A 19,856-nucleotide genomic window follows, 5' to 3' on the forward strand; every position below is an offset into this window, starting at 1 on the left:
GTGGCCTGGAAGGGCCATGGGCACATGACACAATCGCCGCCATGTTCTGGACCATCCCAACCATCATGACGTGGACGCGCATCGTGGCGATCCCGTTGATCATCGGGGTGTTCTACCTGCCGATCGCGCCCGAGATGGCCAACCTCGTGGCCACCGTGATGTTCGTCGTGTTCGCCGCGACCGACTGGCTCGACGGCTTCCTCGCGCGCCGGCTCAACCAGACCTCGGCCTTCGGCGCCTTCCTCGATCCTGTCGCCGACAAGTTCCTCGTGTGTGCGAGCCTGCTCGTGCTGGTGCACCTGAACCGGGCCGACGTGTTCGTCGCGCTGATCATCATCGGCCGCGAGATCGCCATTTCGGCGCTGCGCGAATGGATGGCGCAGATCGGCGCCTCGCGCAGCGTGGCCGTGCACATGATCGGCAAGCTCAAGACCGTCATGCAGATGGTGGCCATCCCGTTCCTGCTGTACGACGGGGTGGTGTTCGGCCAGATCCACACCGGGCGTTGGGGCTTCTGGTTGATCTGGATCGCCGCTGTGCTCACGGTCTGGTCCATGGTCTATTACCTGCAAAAGGCCATCCCGGAGATTCGGGCCCGCGCCAAATGAGCGCGACCAGCGGCTGGGTGCGTTCCATGCCGGTGGTGTTCGTGCTGATCTGGAGCACCGGTTTCATCGTGGCGCGCTACGGCATGCCGCAGGCGCCCCCGCTCAAGTTCTTGGCCATGCGTTTCGCGCTGGCCGTGCTGTGCTTCGGCGCCTGGGCGCAGCTGGCGCGGGCGGCTTGGCCGCGCGGTGGCCGGCAATGGTGGCATCTGATGGTCACCGGCGTTTTCATGCACGCGGGCTACCTCGGTGGTGTGTGGGCCGCCGTCAAGCTGGGCATGGGCGCCGGGCTGGTGGCGCTGCTGGTCGGGTTGCAGCCGGTGCTGACGGCCATCTGGGTCGCCTCGCGCGGCGGCCAGGTGGCAGTGCGGCAATGGCTGGGCCTGGCGCTGGGCTTCGGCGGGCTGGCGCTGGTGGTCTGGCAGAAGCTGGGCCATGGCGAGGTCGATGCCGCGAACTTCATGCTGGCGCTGCTGGCGCTCGCCAGCATCACCATCGGCACGCTGTACCAGAAGCATTACCTGCAGCCCTGTGCCGTTCCCACCGCCAACTTCGTGCAGAACATAGCGGCGCTCGTCGTCGTGCTGCCGCTGGCACTGCTGCTCGAGACTGAGGCCATCCGTTACAACGCCGATTTCTTCGGCGCCATGGTCTGGTCGGTGCTGGTGCTGACGCTGGGCGGCAGCTCGTTGCTCTATATCCTGATCCAGCGTGGTGCGGCCACCTCGGTCACGAGCCTGCTGTACCTGGTGCCGCCGACCACGGCCCTCATGGCCTGGGCGCTGTTCGCCGAACCCATCACCGTTTTCACCCTGGCCGGCACCGCGCTGACGGCCTTCGGCGTCGCGCTGGTCGTGCGCGCGCCCACCAACCCAAGGAGTACACCATGAGCAAGCAACGCATCGCCGTGATCGCCGGTGACGGCATCGGCAAGGAGACCATGCCCGAAGGCATCCGCGTCATGGAGGCCGCGGCCAGCCGGTTCGGCATGGACCTGCAGTTCGACCACTTCGACTTCTCCAGCTGGGACTACTGCGAGAAGCACGGCAAGATGCTGCCCGACGACTGGAAGGACCAGATCGGCGGACACGACGCGATCTACTTCGGCGCCGTCGGCTGGCCCGAGAAGATCGCCGACCATGTGTCGCTGTGGGGCTCGCTGCTGCTGTTTCGCCGCGAGTTCGACCAGTACATCAACCTGCGCCCCGCGCGGCTCATGCCCGGCATCGTGGCACCGGTCGTGCGGCGCGATGGCAGCGCGCGTGCGCCCGGCGAGATCGACATGTACATCGTGCGCGAGAACACCGAGGGTGAGTACTCCAGCATCGGCGGGCGCATGTACGAGGGCACGCCGCGCGAGATCGTGATGCAGGAGACGGTGATGTCGCGCATCGGCGTGGACCGCGTGCTGAAGTTCGCTTTCGAGTTGGCCCAGTCGCGTCCCAAGAAGCACTTGACCAGCGCCACCAAGTCCAATGGCATCGCCATCACCATGCCGTACTGGGACGAACGCGTGGCCGCGATGGCCAAGGCGTATCCGGACATCCGGCTCGACAAGTTCCACATCGACATCCTGACCGCGCACTTCGTGCAGCGGCCCGACTTCTTCGACGTGGTCGTGGCCTCCAACTTGTTCGGCGACATCCTGTCCGACTTGGGCCCCGCCTGCACCGGCACCATCGGCATCGCGCCCAGCGCCAACCTCAATCCCGAGCGCACCACGCCCTCGCTGTTCGAGCCCGTGCACGGTTCGGCGCCGGACATCGCAGGCCAGGGGATCGCCAACCCGATCGGCCAGATCTGGTGCGGCGCGATGATGCTGGAGTTTCTCGGACGCAAGGATGCGCACGATGCTGTGCTGAAAGCCATCGAGGCCGTGCTGGAGCCCGGCAGCGGCGCGCCGCGCACACCGGACATCGGCGGCAAGGCCTCGACCAGCGACCTGGGCAAGGCCATCGCCGCGGCACTTTGATACCGGGCGCAACACGGGAAACAGCGCGGGCCACAGGGGGGAAATGCCCTGGCCGCCCTCTGGATTGCGTCTAGAATCCGCCTCCGCGCCGCCCGAACGCCCCCTGGCCCGCGAGACACCCACGGTGCTCGCAATGCCTTGCAGACGGTGCCGCACCCATACGTTTTCGCCCACCTTGCCTTTTGCGCGCCGCTGATTCGCGAGCCGCGGAAACACTCCTTGTCAAGATGACAGCACAACCCATGCGAGGGACCCTTCGTGAACAAGTCTGAACTGATCGAACACATCGCCAACAACGCCGACATCTCCAAGGCCGCTGCCACGCGTGCTCTGGAGTCCACCATCGAGGCGGTGAAGAAGACCTTGAAAAAGGGCGGGACTGTGTCGCTGGTCGGGTTCGGCACGTTCGCCGTCGGCAAGCGCGCGGCCCGCACCGGCCGCAATCCGCGCACGGGGGCTGCGATTAAAATCAAGGCTGCCAAGGTTCCCAAGTTCCGTCCAGGCAAGGCATTGAAAGATGCGTTGAACTGACACCGATGCAGGCGGGGTGCTTAGCTCAGTTGGTAGAGCGGCGCCTTTACACGGCGTAGGTCGGCGGTTCGAGACCGTCAGCACCCACCACCCCCATCCAGGTCGAGGCGAACAGTTTGTTCGCCTTTTCTCTTTTGCGAGAGCGCTCCATGTTCGATTTCGTCCGCCAGCACACCAAGCTCATGATGGGCTTGCTGTTCCTGCTCATCATTCCCTCGTTCGTGCTGTTCGGACTGGAGGGCTACACCAATTCCATGAAGGAAGGCGGTGCCGTGGTGGCGAAGGTGGCCGGCACCGAGATCAAGCAGGCCGAGTGGGACTTCGCGCACCGCAACGAGGTGCAGCGCATCATGGCGTCCACGCCTGGCATCGATCCCAAGCTGCTCGACTCGCCCCAGGCGAAGTACGCGACGCTGGAGCGGCTGGTGCGTGACCGCGTCATGGCCGTGGCGGCCGACAAGGAACGCCTGGTGACCACGGACGCACGCCTGGCCCGCACGCTGCAGGAAGACCCGAACATCGCGGCATTGCGCAAGGCCGACGGCACGCTGGACGTGGAGCGTTACCGCATGCTCGTGGGCGCGCAGGGCATGACGCCCGAGATGTTCGAGTCCAACGTGCGCCAGCAGTTGTCCACGCGCCAGGTCATGTCTGCCCTGGGTGAATCGGCGATCAGCGCGGCCGTGCCGGCGGAGACGACCTTCGGCGCCTTCCTGCAGCGGCGCGAAGTGCGCGTCGCGCGTTTCCCGGCGACCGACTTCGCCGCTGGCCTCAAGCCCACCGATGCCGAGCTGCAGGCTTGGTACAAGGAGCACGTGGCGCAGTTCCGCGCGCCCGAGCAGGCAAAGATCGAGTACGTGGTGCTCGACCTGGATGCCGTCAAGAAGGGCATGTCGGTCAACGAGCAGGACCTCAAGACCTACTACGAGCAGAACATGGCGCAGCAGGCCGGCAAGGAAGAGCGCCGCGCCAGCCACATCCTGGTCAATGCGCCCAAGTCCGCCTCGGCCGAGGAGCGCAGCAAGGCCAAGGCGCGTGCCGAGGAGTTGCTGGCCGAGGTACGCAAGGCGCCGGCCAGCTTCGCGGACATCGCGCGCAAGAGCTCGCAGGACACGGGCTCGGCGCCAGGCGGTGGAGACCTGGACTTCTTCGCGCGCGGCGCGATGGTCAAGCCCTTCGAGGATGCGGCCTATGCGATGAAGAAGGGCGACATTAGCGATGTGGTCGAGTCCGACTTCGGCTACCACATCATCCAGCTCACCGACATCCGCAAGCCCAAGCAGGCCAGCTTCGAAGAGATGCGTCCGCAGCTGGAAGCCGAACTCAAGGCGCAACAGGCACAGCGCAGCTATGCCGAGACGGCCGAGACGTTCACGAACACCGTGTACGAGCAGTCCGACAGCCTCAAGCCCGTGGCCGACAAGCTCAAGCTGGACATCCGCACGGCGACCGTGGCGCCCGTTCCGGCACCCGGTGCGACGGGCGTACTGGTCAACGACAAGCTGCTGACCGCCATCTTCTCGTCCGATGCGACGGAGAAGAAGCGCAACACCGAGGCCATTGAGACCGGCACCAACCAGCTCGTGTCCGCCCGCGTGGTCGAGCATTCGCCGGCCCGCACACTGGGCTTGGACGAGGTGCGCGACCGTGTGCAGGCCGGCTGGATTGCCCAGCGCGCTGGCGAATTGGCCAAGAAGCAGGGCGAAGCGCGCGTGGCCGAGTGGAAGGATGCCTCCAAGACGCCGACGATGCCCGCGGCCATCGTCGTGTCGCGCGAGGACACGCACCAGTTGCCACCCAAGGTCGTGGACGCCGCCCTGCGCGCCGACCCTGCGAACTTGCCCGCCGTCGTTGGCGTGGACCTGGCCGAGCAGGGATATGCCGTGGTGCGCGTCGACAAGATCGAGCCAGCCAAGCCCATGGATCCGGCTGTCGTGCAACAGGTGCGCCAGCAATACGGGCAGGCCTGGTCCACGGCCGAGAGCCTGGCGTACTACAACTTGCTGAAGGAGCGGTTCAAGGTTCGCATCGACGTGCCGGCCCCGGCGACGGCAACGGATTTGCAGGCCAGGCCCTAGCGCCTTGGCTCTCTTGGGCTATACTCTGCGGCTTCGCGGTGGCTGTAGCTCAGTTGGTAGAGTCCAGGATTGTGATTCCTGTTGTCGTGGGTTCGAGCCCCATCAGCCACCCCAAAACATGAAAACCCCTGTGCCGGCAACGGCCCAGGGGTTTTTTCATGCCCGGCGTCAGCCCAGTCGCAACAGCGCGGCCGATGCCGCGCAGACCAGCAGGAACGGGATGCTGATGCGGTGGAACGCGCGCATGCCGTCCGGCAGCTTGGCCAGCCGCAGCGCGATCAGGTTGGCCAGCGAACCCAGTACGCAGCCGAAGCCGCCGACGCTTACGCCGGCCGCCAGCGCCGGCAGGTCGCGCACGGTGCCGTCCAGCAGGATGGTCGCTGGCACATTGCTGATGAACTGCGACGCCACGATGGCGGCCAGGTAGGCGCGCCAGCCTTCGGCGATCGGCCAGCGCTGCAGCAAGGCGGCCACGACAGGCAGCTCGGCGAGCTGGCGCAGATCCACGAACATCAGCGCGATGATAGCCAGCAGCGCCCAGTCGATGCCGCGCAGTACACGTGGCGCGAACAGCAAGAAGGCGCCGAACACCAGGCCCAGGCCGGCCACCAGCCAGTGGCGGTCCAGCGCCACCACGAAGGCCACGAACAATACGCCCGCCAGCGCGAGCAGCCGAGGCTGCACCGGCGCAGCCTCGGCTGCGGGCTTCAGCGCGATCGGCGTGCGCGGCATCAGCAGCCATACCGCCGCGAACAGCCAGAACAGCATGACCCCGACGGTGGGCGCCATCATGCCCATGAAGCCGAAGAAGCTCTCGCCCGAGCGATGCCACAGGTACAAGTTCTGCGGATTTCCGATCGGCGTCAGTGCCGAGCCGGCATTGACGGCCAGCGCCTCCAGCACGACCAGGCGCGCCAGCGGCAGATGCGCCTGCGTGGCCAGCACGCGCGTGAGCGGCACCAGCAGGAACAGGCTCACGTCGTTGGTCACCAGGGCAGAGAGCAGGGCCGCCGCTGCGGTCAGCAGCATGGCCAGGCCGCGCAGCGTGGTGGTGCGGGCCAGCAGGCGTTGCGCGGTGGTCTGCAGCATGCCGCTGCGCTCCACGCCCTGCGTGATGGCCAGCAAGCCCGCCAGCGCGCCGACGGTCTGCCAGTCCACCAGTTGCAAATACTCGCGCGGCGCGCGCGGCTGCCAGATGGCCAGGCCGATGGCCACGGCCAGGAGCACCCACAGCAGGGTGTTGCCGCCTCCTGCCTGTGGCGCATCGTCGGGCAGGTTCGAGGGATGGGAGACGGCGGTGGGCATGGGCGCAACTGCGGGACGTTGGGACGGGGGGCGCATGCCGGGCTGTTTGCCTGGGACACGAGAGGGAGGGCAGGATTCTCTCCTGCGCCGCGCGGGCGGTGCGGATGTGCTACGGTCCGTCGTTCCGCTGCGTGCCTGGCGAGCGAATCGAGCGAGCCATTCGCGCGGCGGCAGCATCAGGAGATTGCGTGGCCAGCAGCACCGTGGATTCATCGTCAGCCACCGCCAGCGTAGGCGGCACCGTCGTGGGCGATGACTTCCATCTGGACGAGAACGCTGCGGACTTGCCAGACCGCCGCACGGACATGCCGGCCGATCTGATCGCGGTGTTCGACAGTCTGCCCGTCCTGGTGTGTTGCATCGACATCGGTGCGGCTGCGCCGCTGCTGTACTGGAACCGCGAGTGCGAGCGCTGCTCGGGCTACAGCGCTTCGGAGATCGTCGGCAATTCCGGCGCGATGCAACTGCTGTACCCCGAGCCGCTGTACCTGGCGCGCAAGACGGCGGACTACCTGGAGCGGGGGCCGAATTTCCGCGACCTGGAGTGGACGCTGCACAGCAAGTCGTCCGGCAAGCGCCGCATCGCCTGGTCGTCCATCGATGCGCTGGGCAGCCCGACCGGCCCACGCTGGTGCATCGGACTGGACATCACGGCCCACTCCGAATCGCACCGCCTCCTGCGCGACCGCGACAAGTTGCTTGGCTCGGTGTTCCGGCATCTGCCGGACATGGTCTACCTGAAGGATGGCGAGGGACGCTGGCTGCTTGCCAATCCGACGGCGCGTGCCGTGCTGGGACTGTCGGAGCAGGACGCTCACGGCCAGACCAATCTAGATGTGGCGGACTCGGGCCATGCCGCTAGCGTCGACCTGCGCCATAGCGCATTGACCGAGGAGGCCACCTGGCAGTCCGGCCGCATTTCGCATGCGCAGGAGACCAGCGACGACGGGCACGGAAACTTGCGCTTCTACGATGTGATCCGGGTGCCGACCTTCGGCCGGCGCGGGCAGCGCCTGCACTTGCTGGTGGTCCGGCGCGATGTGACCGACCAGCGCATCGCGGCCACCAAGCTGGAGCTGGCCGGCCGCGTGCTGGAGCAGAGCACCGACGGCATCATCATCACCGAGGCCGACAACCGCATCATCATGGTGAACGCAGCCTTCACCGAGATCACGGGCTACCAGGCCGACGAGGCGCTGGGCCTGGACCCGAAGTTCCTGGCTTCGGGCCAGCACGACCGCGCCTTCTACGCGCAGATGTGGAGCGTGCTGGCCGACCAGGGCCGCTGGAGCGGCGAGATCTGGAACCGGCGCAAGAACGGCGAGGTGTACCCGCAGTGGCTGAGCCTGTCGGCCCTGCGCCAGCGCGCAACCGACGAAATCACCCATTACGTGGCGGCCTTCTCCGACCTGAGCTCGCGCAAGGCGGCCGAGGAAAAGATCGCCTACCTGTCGAGCAAGGATGCGATCACCGGCCTGCCCAACCGCACGCAGGCCACGCTGCAGGCGGGCCTGGCGCTGGAGCATGCGCGCGCGGCTGGCGACCACGTGGCGCTGGTGGTGCTGGACGTGGACAACTTCAAGAACCTGAATGATTCGCTCGGCCACAGCGCCGGCGACCAGCTGCTGCGCGAGATCGGCGCGCGCCTGTCCAGCCTGATGCGCGAGCGCAGCATCATCGGCCGCCTGAGCGGTGACGAGTTCCTGCTGCTGCTGCCGGGCGTGCAGAGCACGGCGGAGGCGGCCCACGCCGTGCGCGCGCTGATGGATTTGGTCGGCCAGCCCGTCGTGCTGGGCGAGTTGCCAGTGAATGTCTCGGTGTCCGCCGGCATTGCCATGTTTCCGAGCGACGGCATGGACTTCGACACCTTGTTCGGCCGCGCCGATGCCGCCATGTTCGCTGCCAAGCGCAACGGCCGGGCCGGCTACCAGTTCGCCAGCGCGCTCATGAACGAGGCGGCCATCGACCGATTGCAGATCGAGGCCCTGCTGCGCCGCGCCATCGAGACGCACGCGCTGCGGCTCGAATACCAACCCCTGGTGCATCTGGCCAGTGGGCGCATCGTTGGCGCCGAGGCACTGTGCCGCTGGGACGACCCGGAGCGCGGCTCCATCCCGCCGGGCTTGTTCATCCCGATCGCCGAAGACTGCGGCCTCATCGAATCGCTGGGTGGCTGGGTGCTCAGGACGGCGGCGCTGCAGCTGCGCCAGTGGCACGATGCCGGCCACACGGAACTCATGATGGCGGTCAACCTGTCGGCCCGGCAGTTCCAGCGCGGCGTGGTGCTGCAACAGGTCGAGGCCGCGCTCGTGGCCTCGGGCATTGCGCCGGACCGGCTGGAACTGGAGCTCACCGAGACCGTGCTGTTGCACGACGGCGATGCGGTCATGGCGACCTTGCGCCGGCTCAAGGCCCTGGGCATCAAGCTGTCGATGGACGACTTCGGCACCGGCTATTCCAGCCTGGCCTACCTGCGCCGTTTCAAGTTCGACAAGATCAAGATCGACCGGTCCTTCGTGTGCGACCTGATCGACGACCCGGACAACGCCGCGATCGTGCGCGGCATCATCTCGCTGGCGCAGAGCCTAGGCCTGTCGGTGCTGGCCGAAGGTGTGGAGACCGAGGCCATCGCCCAGCGCCTGCGGCATCTGCAGTGCACGTTCGCGCAGGGCTACCTGTTCGACCGGCCGCTGCGGCCCGAAGTGTTCGGGCAGCGCCTGGGCCGCCCGTGAGTGCTGCGCAGCTTCAGGCCCCGGGGTTGACCAGGACCAGCTTGCCCTTGACCTCGCGCGAGCCCATGCGCGCATAGGCGGTCTTCAAGTCTGCCATCGGCACGGTGCTGTCGATGACCGGCTTGATCTTGCCCTGGGCATACCACTGCGCCAGCTCGGCCATCGCGGCCGCGCTGGCCTTGGGCTCCTGGCGCGAGAAGCCACCCCAGAACACGCCGACGATGGAGGCGCCCTTGAGCAACGTCAGGTTGAGCGGCAGCGTGGGGATGGGGCCGGATGCGAAGCCCACCACGAGATAACGCCCGCGCCAGGCGATGGAGCGGAACGCGGGTTCGGCGAAGTCGCCCCCCACAGGGTCGTAGATCACGTCCGGGCCCTTGCCATCGGTCAGCTTCTTGATGGCCTCGCGGAAATTCGTCGGCAGGCTGTCGTGCGTGTAGTTGATGGTCTCGTCGGCGCCGATGGAGCGGCACAAAGCGCACTTCTCATCGGTGGACGCCGCCGCGATCACGCGCGCGCCCTGAGCCTTGGCGATCTGGATCGCCGACGTGCCGACACCGCCGGCGGCGCCCAGCACGAGCACCGTCTCGCCAGCCTTGAGCTGCGCGCGGTCCACCAGGGCGTGGTGCGAGGTGGCGTAGATCATGATAAAGGCCGCCGCGTCCACATGCGGGAAGCCGGCCGGCAAGGGCATGCACTGCGCGGCCGGTGCCAGCGCATGCGTGCCAAAGCCCCCGGTGCCGGCCAGGCAGGCCACGTTCTGGCCGACGGACAGATGCTGCACGCCATCGCCCACGGCCTCGACCACCCCGGCGAATTCCGAGCCCGGCACGAAGGGCAGGGGCGGCTTCATCTGGTACTTGTTCTGGACGATCAGCAGGTCCGGGAAGTTCAGGCTGGCCGCATGGATGCGGACCAGTACCTCGCCCTTGCCAGGGGTGGGCGTGGGCAGTTCCTTCCAGACCAGGGCATCCACCCCGACCGGGTTTTCGCAAAGCCATGCGTGCATCGAGTCTCCTTTGTTTGGGCCTTCAAGATGGGCCGGATGATAGGACCGGCCAGTGCGTCGGACGGGGCTGGATTGTCCCGGTTGCGACCGGCTCGATGGCCGATAGGCCCACCTACAATGCGCGCATTCCGAGCGAACCCATGAAGATCCTCATTTGCAATGACGACGGTTACCAGGCTCCTGGCGTCGCGGCTCTGTACGAAGCGCTGAAGGATGTGGCCGAAGTCGAGGTCATCGCGCCCGAGCAGAACAACAGTGCCAAATCCAACGCGCTGACGCTGCACGCGCCGCTATACGTGCACCAGTCGTCCAACGGCTTTCGCTATGTCAACGGCACACCGGCCGACTGCATGCACATCGCGCTCACAGGGCTGCTGGGTTACCGGCCCGACCTCGTGGTCTCCGGCATCAACAACGGTGCCAACATGGGCGACGACACCATCTACTCCGGCACCGTTGGCGCCGCGATGGAGGCCTACCTGTTCGGCATTCCCGCCATTGCGTTCTCGCAGACGGAGAAAGGTTGGCAGCACCTGGACGCAGCCGGCGCGACCGCGCGCGCGCTGGTCGAACAGCTGATCCGCCAACGTGTGATCGACGGCACGCCGTGGTTGCTCAACGTGAACATTCCGAATCTGCCGTTCGACCAGTTGAAGCCGGCCAAGGTGTGCCGGCTCGGGCGCCGGCATGCGGCCGAACGCGTCATCACCATGGACAGCCCGCGTGGCGAGACCATGTACTGGATCGGCGGCGCGGGTGCTGCCAAAGACGGCGCCGAGGGCACGGACTTCCACGCCGCACTCCAGGGCCACGTGACGATCACGCCGCTGCAGGTGGACCTGACGGATCATCCGCGCCTGGCCCACTGGGCCGAGGTGGCGTCCGGCGTGTCGGCATCGGACGCGCCTGCCGGCTGATGGCCACGCGTCCGAGCTTTCCCGCAAAGCTGGCCACCGCCCCCGGCGCTGCGCCCGGCAGACCCACATCCGCGACAACGCGGCCCGCCGCGGCCCCAGCGCCGGTCGCTGCGGCCAGGGCGGACTTCGGTGCTCTGCGCGCGCGCCTCGTGCGCCGGCTTGCGGCCGCTGGCGTGCAGTCGCCGGCGGTGCTGCAGGCGATGGGCACGGTGGAGCGTGACCGCTTCGTCGACAGTGCCCTGGTCGCGCAGGCCTACGAAGACACCAGCCTTCCGATCGGCCTGGGCCAGACCATCTCCAAACCGACGGTGGTCGCGCGCATGTGCGAACTCATGCTGGGCGCCGATCTGGCGCGCGAGGGCAGGCCGGCCCGGGTGCTGGAGATCGGCACCGGCTGCGGCTACCAGGCCGCCGTCCTGTCGCTGCTGGCACGCGAGGTCTACAGCATCGAGCGGCTGCGTGGCCTGCATGAAAAGGCGCGCGAGAACCTGCGCCCGTTTCGCTTGGCCAACGTGCACCTGTTGTTCGGCGACGGCATGGCGGGCTATGCCAAGGGCGCGCCCTATGCCGCGATCATTGCCGCGGCCGGCGGCGAGGCCGTGCCGCAAAGCTGGCTGGACCAGCTCGCCGTGGGTGGCCGCCTGGTCGCTCCGGTCGCAGGCCAGGGCGGCCAGCAGGCGCTCGTCGTGATCGATCGGACAGCCCAAGGCTTGCGTCAGCAGCAGCTCGAGGCCGTGCACTTTGTCCCTCTAAAATCCGGCATTGCTTGAAGGGAGTCTGTTCATGGATGTGTTGAAGGTTCGGCGGTGGCACACGGTGTTGGCACTGGTAGCGGTGCTGGCATTGGGTGCATGCGCGAGCCGCAACACCCCCGTGCGTGGCGCACCGGTCGAAAGCCGTGGCACGAGCGTGGGTGAGAACTTGGGAACTGCGCCGGCCGAAGCGCCGCGGCCGGTGGATCCAAATGCCGGAAAGCCCGGTTACTACACGGTCAAGCCTGGCGACACCTTGATCCGCATCGGATTGGACACGGGCCAGAACTGGCGCGACATCGCACGCTGGAATGCGATGGAGAATCCCAACCTGATCGAGGTCGGGCAGGCCTTGCGTGTCACGCCACCGCCGGCCAGCAGCGTGGCAGCGGCCGAAGGCGGTGTGCTCACGCGGCCGGTGGCCCCAGCGAGTGCGGCGGCCCCCACGCCGCTCGGACCGGCGGGGGCTTCGAGTGCGCCCAGGCCTGGCACGACGGTCGCGACGGCACCTGTCGCTCCGCCGCCGGCGCCGGTCGCCAGCGCAGTGCCTGCACCAGCGCCGATGGCACCGCCAGTGGCAGCGCCCAGCGGTGGTGACGGCGACGACATGGCCTTCATCTGGCCGACCAGCGGCAACATGATCAGCGGCTTTGATGAAGTCAAGAACAAGGGCGTCGACCTGGCCGGCAGGGCTGGCGATGCGGTGCTGGCGGCCGCGGACGGCAAGGTGGTCTACGCCGGTGCCGGCCTGCGTGGCTACGGCAATCTGGTGATCCTCAAGCACAACAACACGTACCTGACCGCTTACGCGCACAACCAGACCTTGCTCGTGAAGGAAGACCAAACGGTGCGCAAGGGCCAGAAGGTGGCGGAGATGGGCAGCAGCGATGCCGACCGCGTCAAGCTGCATTTCGAGATCCGGCGGCAGGGCAAGCCCGTCGATCCCATGAAGTACCTGCCGGCTCGGCCAGCCCCATGAAAAAGCGCAACGCATCCAGCAATCCCGAACGGGTGGATGCGTTGAGAGCGGCTGCGGACACCGAAGCGTCCGACACCACTTCCGCGCCGCGCGACATCCCTCTGGATGGCCTCGCTGCGGACGGCGAGTCCAGCGACATCCTCACGCTGTATCTGCGCGACGTGCGCCGCACCGCGTTGTTCACAGCGGACGAGGAATTCGAGGTCGCCACGCGGGCCCGGGCCGGCGACTTCGAAGCGCGCCAGTCCATGATCGAGCACAACCTGCGGCTCGTCGTCAGCATCGCCAAGAACTACCTGGGCCGCGGCGTGCACCTGAGCGACTTGATCGAGGAGGGTAACCTCGGGCTGATGCACGCGATCGACAAGTTCGAGCCCGAGCGCGGCTTTCGTTTCTCCACGTACGCGACCTGGTGGATCCGGCAGTCGGTCGAGCGTGCCGTCATGAACCAAGGCCGCGTGATCCGCCTGCCGGTGCATGTGGTGCGCGAACTGCAGCAGGTGCTGCGGGCGCGCCGCACGCTGGAGAACGATTCCGCATTTCAGGCCATCCGACCCGACGGCGTTCGCGTGGACGATGTGGCCTCGCTGCTGGGGCGAGAGGTGCAGGAGGTTGCCGACCTGCTGGCCCTGGCGGAAACGCCACGCTCGCTGGACGCCACACTGGATCGTTCCGACGACGGCGGCACTTTGGCCGACACGCTGACCGACGACCAGACCGCCGATCCTTCCAGCGTGACGCAGGCGCACGAGGTCGAACAGCTGCTGGAAGTCTGGATCGGCACATTGTCCGCACGTGAGCGCGAGGTGCTGGACGGGCGGTTCGGCCTGCACGATCGCGAGCCCGAGACGCTAGACACACTAAGCGAGCGCCTGGGCCTGACGCGCGAGCGTGTGCGGCAGATCCAGAACGAGGCCTTGCGCAAACTCAAGCAGCACCTCGGCCGCAACGGCGTGGGCAAGGACGCGCTGCTGTAGCTGGGAAGGCGGCCTTGCCCGCCCTGAGACAATCCAGGCATGACAGAAGATGCCTCGATGCCCCCTGATGAATCCGTGAGTCCCTGGTTGGACGTCGTCTCCCTCGACCTCGAAGCCCAGGGTGTGGCCCGTCGCGCCGACGGCAAGGTCGTGTTCATCGAAGGCGCGCTGCCGTTCGAGCAGGTCGGCGCCAACGTGTACCGCAAGAAGAACCAGTTCGAGCAGGCGACGCTCCTCAGCATCCGCCGCGAATCCTCGCAACGCGTGCGGCCGGCCTGCCCACATTTCGGCCTGCACGAAGGTGCCTGCGGCGGCTGCAAGATGCAGCACCTGCATGTATCGGCCCAGGTCGCCGTGAAGCAGCGCGTCCTGGAGGACAACCTGTGGCACCTGGGCAAGGTCCGCCCCGAGACCATGTTGCGCCCGATCGAAGGCCCGGCCTGGGGCTACCGCGACCGCGGCCGTCTGTCGGTTCGCTACGTGCGCAAGAAGGGCGAGGTGCTGGTGGGCTTCCATGAGCGCAAGAGCCGCTACGTGGCCGACATGCGCGAATGCCGCGTGCTGGCGCCGCATGTGAGTGCTTTGCTGCTTCCGCTGCGGGCGTTGATCGGTGGCATGGACGCGCGCGAGACGCTGCCGCAGATCGAGCTGGCCGTGGGTGACGACGTCACGGCGATGGTGCTGCGCCACATGGAGCCGCTGAGCGCTTCCGACCTGGCGCAACTGCGCAGCTTCGGGCAGACGCACGGCGTGCAATGGTGGCTGCAGCCCAAGGGCCCGGACACCGTGCACCTGCTCGACGAGGGTGGGCGCCCTCTGCGCTACAGCTTGCCCGAATACGGCATCGTGATGCCGTTCCGGCCGACGGACTTCACGCAGGTCAACGCACACATCAACCGCGTGCTCGTGCACCGGGCCCTGCGCCTGTTGGATGTACTGCCGCACGAGCGCGTGATCGACTGGTTCTGCGGCCTGGGCAACTTCAGCCTGCCGCTGGCGACCTGTGCACGCGAGGTGCTCGGCGTGGAGGGCAGCGAGACGCTGGTCGCGCGCTCACGCGAGAACTACAAGGTCAACGCCGGCCAGCGCGGCGTGTTCGGTCCGTTGGCGCCGACCCGCTTTGCCGCGCGCAACCTGTTCGAGATGACGCCGGAACAGCTCGTAGCCGACGGCCGGGCCGACAAATGGCTGGTCGACCCGCCGCGCGAGGGGGCGCACGCGCTGGTGCAGGCCTTGGCCGCGTTGCACGCCGGAGCGGCCCATGCGGACTGGGCGGCGCCGACCCGCATCGTCTACGTCAGTTGTAACCCGGCGACCTTGGCGCGCGATGCGGCCGTGCTGGTGCACGAGGCGGGCTATCGCTGCGTGGCAGCCGGCGCGGTCAACATGTTCCCGCACACGGCCCACGTGGAGAGCATCGCGCAGTTCGAGCGCGCGTGAGCCCGATCAGGACCCGCGCGTGCCGCTGCGGCGCTCGCGGGGTTCGGGGGCTGCCTTTTCTGGCGTGCTGGCGACGGACTCTTCACGCTCCTCCGTCTTCTGGACCGGTGCCGCGATCACGGCCTGCACGCCTTCGATCTTGTTGTCGCGCATGTACTGGTCCATGTCCTTCCAGCCCGTGAAGATGGCTGCACGAGGCGCTTTCGGATTCAACGCATAGCAGTCCTCCAGCGCGCGCAGGGCGTGGCGGCAGCCGCCGCCTGTCGCCTTGGCATCGGCCTCGCGCTGCACAGCCTTGGGGTCGGGATAGATGCCCGGGATCTCGCAGCCGGCCAGCAGCAGGGCGATGGTGACGATGGCGAAGGTGCGAACGTGCATGGCAGTGGTGTGGAAGGCTATATGTCCATTATCGGCAGCAAGGGCCGATGTATGAGCGTTAGTTCTGCGCACAAATGACAAAGGCCCCGAAGGGCCCTTGTAGATCGCCGAGTGGCGCGTGTCGATCAGTCGCGCTCGCCGCCCATGATGCCCAGCAGGGCCAGCAGGCTCTGGAACACGTTGAACATGTCCAGGTACAGGGCCAGCGTGGCGCTGATGTAGTTGGTCTCGCCGCCGTCCATGATGCGCTTGAGGTCGTACAGCATGAACGCGCTGAAGATGCCGATCGCCGCGAACGACAGGGCCATCATGCCTGCCGTGGAGCCGACAAATACGTTGATGATGCCGCCCACCATCAGCACGATGGCGCCGACGAACAGCCACTTGCCCATGGAAGAGAGGTCACGCTTGATCACGGTGGCCAGGCTGGCCATGGCCAGGAACACGCCGGCCGTGCCGCCGAACGCGGTCATGATCAACTCGGACCCGTTCTTGAAACCCAGCACCATTGCCAGCATGCGCGACAGCATCAAGCCCATGAAGAACGTGAAGGCCAGCAGCACGGGGACGCCGGCTGCGGAGTTCTTGGTCTTCTCGATGGCGAACATGAAGCCGAATGCGCCGCCCAGGAACACGATCAGGCCGAGTCCGCCCGTCAGCGAGGCGGTGATGCCGGTGCTCACGCCGACCCAGGCGCCAAGGACGGTCGGCAGCAGGCTGAGCGCGAGCAGCCAGTAGGTGTTACGCAGCACTTTATTGCGCTGCTCTTGCGAAACGACGTACCCGTAGCCAGAGGCGTCGTAGGTGCGTACTTGATCGGTCATGTAGAACTCCTTCTTTGTCACAGGGACAGATGCGGAAATTCTAGGGTGATTCAAGTGCGGAGCCGAAATATCACGAATGGCCTTACCTAATTTCCGTGGGGGATATCGGCCGGGCCCGCAGGTTCGGCGGCGAGGGGCAGCGTTTATGCTCCACGCCCATCCATCTTTTCCAATTTCGTCATGAAAACCAAGTCCTTTCTGGAACTCGCCGACCTGAAATCGATTGCCGCCGCAGCCGAGGCCGAGGCAACGAAGAATTCCTGGGCCGTCACAATCGCGATCGTGGATGACGGTGGCCATCTGCTGTGGTTGCAACGCCTGGACGGCGCGCCCGCGATCTCGGCCCATATCGCGCCTGCCAAGGCCAACACGGCTGCCCTGGGGCGGCGTGACAGCAAGGTCTACGAAGACATCGTCAACGGTGGCCGCACGGCATTCCTCAGCGCGCCGGACCTCAAGGGCCTGCTCGAAGGCGGTGTGGCCATCATGAAGGACGGCCACTGCATCGGCGCTGTGGGCGTCAGCGGCGTCAAGTCGACCGAAGACGCGCAGATCGCACGCGCAGGAATCGCGGCGATCGGCCTGTAAGGCATTCGCCCAAACGACAAAGCCGGCTCCTGGGCCGGCTTTCGTCATGGTGCGTGGGAAAAAAGCTTGGCTAGTCGGGCAAGCCCGTTGGCTAGCAAAAACGACCCTTGCAGACTGAGATCAGTCTTGAGTCGCCCCACGATGAAACTTATTTGGTCAGGATCAGCTTGCCGAGTTTGGTGGTTTGCAGTCGGTAAGTGGACCCGTTGTGCTTGATCTCCACGGCCTTGTGGCCGCGCAGCAATTCGTTGCTGTCGACTGAGAGAGCGTCGACAGCCGCACGATGGGCCAGGCCTGAAGCCTGGAATCGCTGCATGGCAGCGCCGGCGCCTGTCGACATCAGAGAGTGGGTGGCAGCGTACATGGTGTGAATTCCTCGAATCAGCTTGCGATGGATTAATGATAATGATTCGCAATTGAAAGTCAAGCCATCGTCCACACAATCTCTTCGGCCTCACGAACTCAGGGTTGCGGTTCGGTGATAAAGCCGATCTTGCGCACGCCGGCCTGGCGCGCGGCTGCCATGGCCTGGGCCACACGTTCGTACCGCACGGCCTTGTCGCCACGGATGTGCAGCTCTGGCTGCGGTTCCTTGGCGCCCTCTGCCTGCAGGCGGGGCAGCAGTTCGGCGTCTTCCACGCGGTTCTCGTTCCAGTAGTAGCTGCCATCGGCTGCCACGCTGAGCCGCACCGTTTCCGGCTTGGTCTGCTCCGGCTCGTTCGTGGCACGCGGCAAGTCGATGTTGACTGCGTGCTTCATGACCGGGATCGTGATGATGAAGATGATCAGCAGCACCAGCATGACGTCGACCAGCGGCGTCATGTTGATCTCGTTCATGACCTCATCGGCTTCGTCCTGTGTACCGAAAGCCATATCAGCTGCCCTTCTTCATCGCCACGACGTTGGCCGGGCCGTTGGAGCTGGCCACGCGTGCGCCAGTCACGAAGTAGGCGTGCAGGTCGTGCGCGAAGCTGTTCAGCTTGGTCAGAACGAACTTGTTGCCACGGACCAGTGCGTTGTATCCCAGCACGGCGGGGATGGCCACGGCCAGGCCCAGCGCGGTCATGATCAGCGCTTCGCCGATGGGGCCGGCCACCTTGTCGATGGTCGACTGGCCCGACAGCCCGATGGCCAGCAGCGCGTGGTAGATGCCCCAGACCGTGCCGAACAGGCCGACGAACGGCGCCGTCGAGCCCACGGAGGCCAGGATGGCCAAGCCGGACTGCACGTGTGCCGTGAAGGCGTCGATGCTGTTGCGCAGCGAGCGCGTCACCCAATCGCTGATGTCCAGGGTGTCGTGCAGGTGGGCCTTTGTGTTGCGGTGGTGGGCCGTGGCTTCGCGGCCTTCTTCGGCCAGGCGCAGGAAGGGGTTGCTCGGGTCCTTGCCCAGCTTCGACAGGCCGGTAGCGAAATCTTCGCTGTGCCAAAAGCCTTCGGCCTGGCGAACGTGCTTCTTGTACCGGATGATGTCCAGTGCCTTGATGAGGATGACCATCCAGGACGCCAGGGACATGACCAGCAGCAGCACTGCCACGCCCTTGGTCACGATATCCCCCTGGTTCCAGACGTTGGCGAGGCCGAAATGCGATTCCATGAGTAGCTCCAGAGAAAAAAGATTATTCGAGAACGAAATTGACGGGTGCTTCGTACCACATGGCCTGGACCACGCCGTTGACCTTGCCGGGGACATAGCGGCACTTCATGACGTAATCCGTCGCCGCCCGATCCAAACGTTCGAAGCCGCTGGAGCGCTTGATCTCCACGCGTTCCGGAGTGCCGTCGGTGCCGATCAGCACGCGGACCAGCACCTTGCCCTGCTCACCCAGTCGACGGCTGATGGCCGGATAGACGGGGCTGGGATTCTGTAAATAGGCGGCGTCGCTGGACGGCAGCTGGATCTGTGGCGGCGCCGGCGGTGCTGGGGGCGGGGGTGGGGGCGCAGCAGCCACTGGTTGCTCGATCGGCGGCAACGGCGCGGGCGGGGCGATGACGCCGGTCGGCGCGGCCGGCGCCGGCGTGCGATCAGGGATGGCCATGGGCTGCGGAGGAGGAGGCAGCGTGGGCGCTTTCGGCCGCACGACCGGCTGGCGTGGGGGCACGGGGGGCGCGGGCGGCGGTGGAGGGGGAGGCGGTGTCGGCTTGGGCGGCTCGATGAGTTGCGACAGGATTTCGACCGGCACGACAACTTCCACGGCGCGCATCAGCAGGCCGCTTTGCAGCGCCCACAGGGCGGCGGCGTGGAACACCAGCACGCTGCCGCCAATCACGACATTGCGGCTCAGGCCGGGAGAAGAAGAAGAAGTGCTCATGCCATGGTGAAGAGAAAGGATCCGGTTCGGCAGCCTGGCATGCACCAGGACGCGTGGCCCCATCAACCAGGGCGCAGCGGTCGAGTCGTCAGCTGTGGAAGATCCACCAAGCCGAACCGACGACGAGGATCAGACTGCCGCCCAACGCGAGAAATTCCATGCCCTGCCTTCCATGATGGGAGTGGCGAGCTGGGAAATCATGACATCGCGGCCGCGTTCGTCGGCGTGATGGCGCTGTGCAGGGCGGCGACAGGATGCATGCGACTGCACTGTTCGACGACCTCGCGTGCGCAACCTTCGCAACGCCCGCACTGCGTCGCCACACCCAGCTCCAGCTGGATATCGTCGAAGCCCAGACCGGCCCGCACATGGCGGACGATTTCGCGGTCGGAGATCCGGTTGCACACGCAGACGATCATGGCAGTGAAGGCTTGAGCTGGCTGGCTGTTGAAAACAGCGC

Annotated in this window: 21 protein-coding genes and 2 tRNA genes; 14 read left to right on the plus strand and 9 right to left on the minus strand. The window is 66.4% G+C overall.

Going from position 1 to position 19,856, the window contains the following annotated elements; translation table 11 throughout:
- The first annotated feature begins 41 nt into the window (after positions 1-41).
- The 7 genes from pgsA (at position 42) to ASF43_RS21920 (ending at position 5,300) form a co-directional block, all read left to right on the plus strand.
- Positions 42-608 carry a CDP-diacylglycerol--glycerol-3-phosphate 3-phosphatidyltransferase gene (pgsA, locus tag ASF43_RS21890; protein WP_056185594.1) on the plus strand — a complete coding sequence of 189 codons (567 nt, stop codon included), beginning with the start codon at positions 42-44 and terminating at the stop codon, positions 606-608.
- The gene (locus tag ASF43_RS21895; RefSeq protein ID WP_056185596.1) at positions 605-1,495 is read left to right on the plus strand and encodes a DMT family transporter; all 891 of its coding nucleotides are present in this window, start codon (positions 605-607) and stop codon (positions 1,493-1,495) included. The genes pgsA and ASF43_RS21895 overlap by 4 nt, the downstream gene beginning before the upstream one ends.
- On the plus strand, positions 1,492-2,577 hold the full coding sequence (locus tag ASF43_RS21900; RefSeq protein ID WP_056185598.1) for a tartrate dehydrogenase: 1,086 nt from the start codon (positions 1,492-1,494) through the stop codon (positions 2,575-2,577). Before ASF43_RS21895 ends, ASF43_RS21900 begins: the two co-directional genes overlap by 4 nt.
- 258 nt (positions 2,578-2,835) lie before the next feature.
- On the plus strand, positions 2,836-3,108 hold the full coding sequence (locus ASF43_RS21905; RefSeq protein ID WP_056185602.1) for an HU family DNA-binding protein: 273 nt from the start codon (positions 2,836-2,838) through the stop codon (positions 3,106-3,108).
- Positions 3,109-3,122: 14 nt separating this feature from the next.
- Positions 3,123-3,198: transfer RNA gene (locus ASF43_RS21910), tRNA-Val, on the plus strand.
- A 59-nt stretch (positions 3,199-3,257) separates the two neighbouring features.
- Positions 3,258-5,186, plus strand: coding sequence for a SurA N-terminal domain-containing protein (locus tag ASF43_RS21915; RefSeq protein ID WP_056185788.1), 1,929 nt, complete (start codon positions 3,258-3,260; stop codon positions 5,184-5,186).
- 38 nt (positions 5,187-5,224) lie between these two features.
- Positions 5,225-5,300, plus strand: a tRNA-His gene (locus tag ASF43_RS21920).
- A 54-nt stretch (positions 5,301-5,354) separates the two neighbouring features.
- On the opposite strand, the gene ASF43_RS21925 is transcribed toward ASF43_RS21920, so the two are convergent.
- The gene (locus tag ASF43_RS21925; protein ID WP_056185605.1) at positions 5,355-6,491 is read right to left on the minus strand and encodes an SLC13 family permease; all 1,137 of its coding nucleotides are present in this window, start codon (positions 6,489-6,491) and stop codon (positions 5,355-5,357) included.
- 188 nt (positions 6,492-6,679) lie between these two features.
- On the opposite strand from ASF43_RS21925, the gene ASF43_RS21930 reads away from it, so the two are divergent.
- Positions 6,680-9,223, plus strand: coding sequence for a bifunctional diguanylate cyclase/phosphodiesterase (locus tag ASF43_RS21930; RefSeq protein WP_056185609.1), 2,544 nt, complete (start codon positions 6,680-6,682; stop codon positions 9,221-9,223).
- Positions 9,224-9,236: 13 nt separating this feature from the next.
- On the opposite strand, the gene ASF43_RS21935 is transcribed toward ASF43_RS21930, so the two are convergent.
- Entirely contained in the window at positions 9,237-10,232 is a 996-nt protein-coding gene (locus ASF43_RS21935; RefSeq protein ID WP_056185614.1) for an NADPH:quinone oxidoreductase family protein, read from the minus strand.
- 140 nt (positions 10,233-10,372) lie between these two features.
- Here ASF43_RS21935 and surE point away from each other — a divergent pair, with 140 nt between their 5' ends.
- Genes surE through rlmD form a run of 5 tightly spaced genes read left to right on the plus strand, consistent with a single transcriptional unit; the run spans position 10,373 to position 15,297 of the window.
- Positions 10,373-11,149, plus strand: a complete 777-nt coding sequence (gene surE, locus ASF43_RS21940; protein WP_056185616.1) for a 5'/3'-nucleotidase SurE — start codon at positions 10,373-10,375, stop codon at positions 11,147-11,149.
- Entirely contained in the window at positions 11,149-11,919 is a 771-nt protein-coding gene (locus tag ASF43_RS21945; RefSeq protein WP_056185618.1) for a protein-L-isoaspartate(D-aspartate) O-methyltransferase, read from the plus strand. The genes surE and ASF43_RS21945 overlap by 1 nt, the downstream gene beginning before the upstream one ends.
- 13 nt (positions 11,920-11,932) lie before the next feature.
- On the plus strand, positions 11,933-12,880 hold the full coding sequence (locus ASF43_RS21950) for a peptidoglycan DD-metalloendopeptidase family protein (RefSeq protein WP_056185622.1): 948 nt from the start codon (positions 11,933-11,935) through the stop codon (positions 12,878-12,880).
- A complete protein-coding gene (rpoS, locus tag ASF43_RS21955; RefSeq protein WP_082498064.1) occupies positions 12,877-13,857 on the plus strand; it encodes an RNA polymerase sigma factor RpoS in 981 nt (326 codons plus the stop codon). The genes ASF43_RS21950 and rpoS overlap by 4 nt, the downstream gene beginning before the upstream one ends.
- 39 nt (positions 13,858-13,896) lie before the next feature.
- Entirely contained in the window at positions 13,897-15,297 is a 1,401-nt protein-coding gene (gene rlmD / locus ASF43_RS21960; protein WP_056185624.1) for a 23S rRNA (uracil(1939)-C(5))-methyltransferase RlmD, read from the plus strand.
- Between the two features lie 6 nt (positions 15,298-15,303).
- Here the strand turns inward: rlmD and ASF43_RS21965 are convergent, their stop codons facing one another.
- Together ASF43_RS21965 and ASF43_RS21970 are read right to left on the minus strand one after the other, a co-directional pair.
- On the minus strand, positions 15,304-15,675 hold the full coding sequence (locus ASF43_RS21965) for a hypothetical protein (RefSeq protein ID WP_056185629.1): 372 nt from the start codon (positions 15,673-15,675) through the stop codon (positions 15,304-15,306).
- A gap of 125 nt (positions 15,676-15,800) precedes the next feature.
- Positions 15,801-16,499 (minus strand): Bax inhibitor-1/YccA family protein, encoded by a 699-nt coding sequence (locus ASF43_RS21970; protein WP_056185632.1) that lies wholly within the window; start codon positions 16,497-16,499, stop codon positions 15,801-15,803.
- Between the two features lie 180 nt (positions 16,500-16,679).
- Between ASF43_RS21970 and ASF43_RS21975 the strand changes: the two genes are divergently transcribed.
- On the plus strand, positions 16,680-17,087 hold the full coding sequence (locus ASF43_RS21975; RefSeq protein ID WP_056185635.1) for a heme-binding protein: 408 nt from the start codon (positions 16,680-16,682) through the stop codon (positions 17,085-17,087).
- 148 nt (positions 17,088-17,235) lie between these two features.
- Here ASF43_RS21975 and hemP read toward each other — a convergent pair whose 3' ends face one another.
- From hemP to ASF43_RS22000, 5 genes are all read right to left on the minus strand, one after another.
- Positions 17,236-17,403 carry a hemin uptake protein HemP gene (hemP, locus tag ASF43_RS21980; RefSeq protein ID WP_235578333.1) on the minus strand — a complete coding sequence of 56 codons (168 nt, stop codon included), beginning with the start codon at positions 17,401-17,403 and terminating at the stop codon, positions 17,236-17,238.
- A gap of 146 nt (positions 17,404-17,549) precedes the next feature.
- Complete coding sequence (locus ASF43_RS21985; protein WP_056185641.1) at positions 17,550-17,960, minus strand: biopolymer transporter ExbD; 411 nt, start codon at positions 17,958-17,960, stop codon at positions 17,550-17,552.
- 1 nt (position 17,961) lies between these two features.
- Positions 17,962-18,681: a MotA/TolQ/ExbB proton channel family protein gene (locus tag ASF43_RS21990; RefSeq protein ID WP_056185643.1), complete on the minus strand. Its 720-nt coding sequence runs from the start codon at positions 18,679-18,681 to the stop codon at positions 17,962-17,964.
- A gap of 22 nt (positions 18,682-18,703) precedes the next feature.
- Positions 18,704-19,396 carry an energy transducer TonB gene (locus tag ASF43_RS21995; protein ID WP_056185646.1) on the minus strand — a complete coding sequence of 231 codons (693 nt, stop codon included), beginning with the start codon at positions 19,394-19,396 and terminating at the stop codon, positions 18,704-18,706.
- A 197-nt stretch (positions 19,397-19,593) separates the two neighbouring features.
- On the minus strand, positions 19,594-19,815 hold the full coding sequence (locus ASF43_RS22000; protein ID WP_082498065.1) for a bacterioferritin-associated ferredoxin: 222 nt from the start codon (positions 19,813-19,815) through the stop codon (positions 19,594-19,596).
- Positions 19,816-19,856 lie beyond the last annotated feature (41 nt).

Origin of the sequence: Pseudorhodoferax sp. Leaf267 (assembly GCF_001422405.1) — a bacterium.
Lineage (GTDB): Bacteria > Pseudomonadota > Gammaproteobacteria > Burkholderiales > Burkholderiaceae_C > Pseudorhodoferax.

Coding starts and splice junctions, on each gene's coding strand:
- ASF43_RS21900 (WP_056185598.1), top strand. CDS start 1,492: ATGAGCAAGCAACGCATCGCCGTGATCGCCGGTGACGGCATCGGCAAG.
- ASF43_RS21995 (WP_056185646.1), bottom strand. CDS start 19,396: ATGAGCACTTCTTCTTCTTCTCCCGGCCTGAGCCGCAATGTCGTGATT.
- pgsA (WP_056185594.1), top strand. CDS start 42: ATGTTCTGGACCATCCCAACCATCATGACGTGGACGCGCATCGTGGCG.
- ASF43_RS21990 (WP_056185643.1), bottom strand. CDS start 18,681: ATGGAATCGCATTTCGGCCTCGCCAACGTCTGGAACCAGGGGGATATC.
- hemP (WP_235578333.1), bottom strand. CDS start 17,403: ATGCAGCGATTCCAGGCTTCAGGCCTGGCCCATCGTGCGGCTGTCGAC.
- ASF43_RS21945 (WP_056185618.1), top strand. CDS start 11,149: ATGGCCACGCGTCCGAGCTTTCCCGCAAAGCTGGCCACCGCCCCCGGC.
- surE (WP_056185616.1), top strand. CDS start 10,373: ATGAAGATCCTCATTTGCAATGACGACGGTTACCAGGCTCCTGGCGTC.
- ASF43_RS21950 (WP_056185622.1), top strand. CDS start 11,933: ATGGATGTGTTGAAGGTTCGGCGGTGGCACACGGTGTTGGCACTGGTA.
- ASF43_RS21915 (WP_056185788.1), top strand. CDS start 3,258: ATGTTCGATTTCGTCCGCCAGCACACCAAGCTCATGATGGGCTTGCTG.
- ASF43_RS21985 (WP_056185641.1), bottom strand. CDS start 17,960: ATGGCTTTCGGTACACAGGACGAAGCCGATGAGGTCATGAACGAGATC.
- ASF43_RS21970 (WP_056185632.1), bottom strand. CDS start 16,499: ATGACCGATCAAGTACGCACCTACGACGCCTCTGGCTACGGGTACGTC.
- ASF43_RS21965 (WP_056185629.1), bottom strand. CDS start 15,675: ATGCACGTTCGCACCTTCGCCATCGTCACCATCGCCCTGCTGCTGGCC.
- ASF43_RS21975 (WP_056185635.1), top strand. CDS start 16,680: ATGAAAACCAAGTCCTTTCTGGAACTCGCCGACCTGAAATCGATTGCC.
- ASF43_RS22000 (WP_082498065.1), bottom strand. CDS start 19,815: ATGATCGTCTGCGTGTGCAACCGGATCTCCGACCGCGAAATCGTCCGC.
- ASF43_RS21895 (WP_056185596.1), top strand. CDS start 605: ATGAGCGCGACCAGCGGCTGGGTGCGTTCCATGCCGGTGGTGTTCGTG.
- ASF43_RS21935 (WP_056185614.1), bottom strand. CDS start 10,232: ATGCACGCATGGCTTTGCGAAAACCCGGTCGGGGTGGATGCCCTGGTC.
- rlmD (WP_056185624.1), top strand. CDS start 13,897: ATGACAGAAGATGCCTCGATGCCCCCTGATGAATCCGTGAGTCCCTGG.
- rpoS (WP_082498064.1), top strand. CDS start 12,877: ATGAAAAAGCGCAACGCATCCAGCAATCCCGAACGGGTGGATGCGTTG.
- ASF43_RS21925 (WP_056185605.1), bottom strand. CDS start 6,491: ATGCCCACCGCCGTCTCCCATCCCTCGAACCTGCCCGACGATGCGCCA.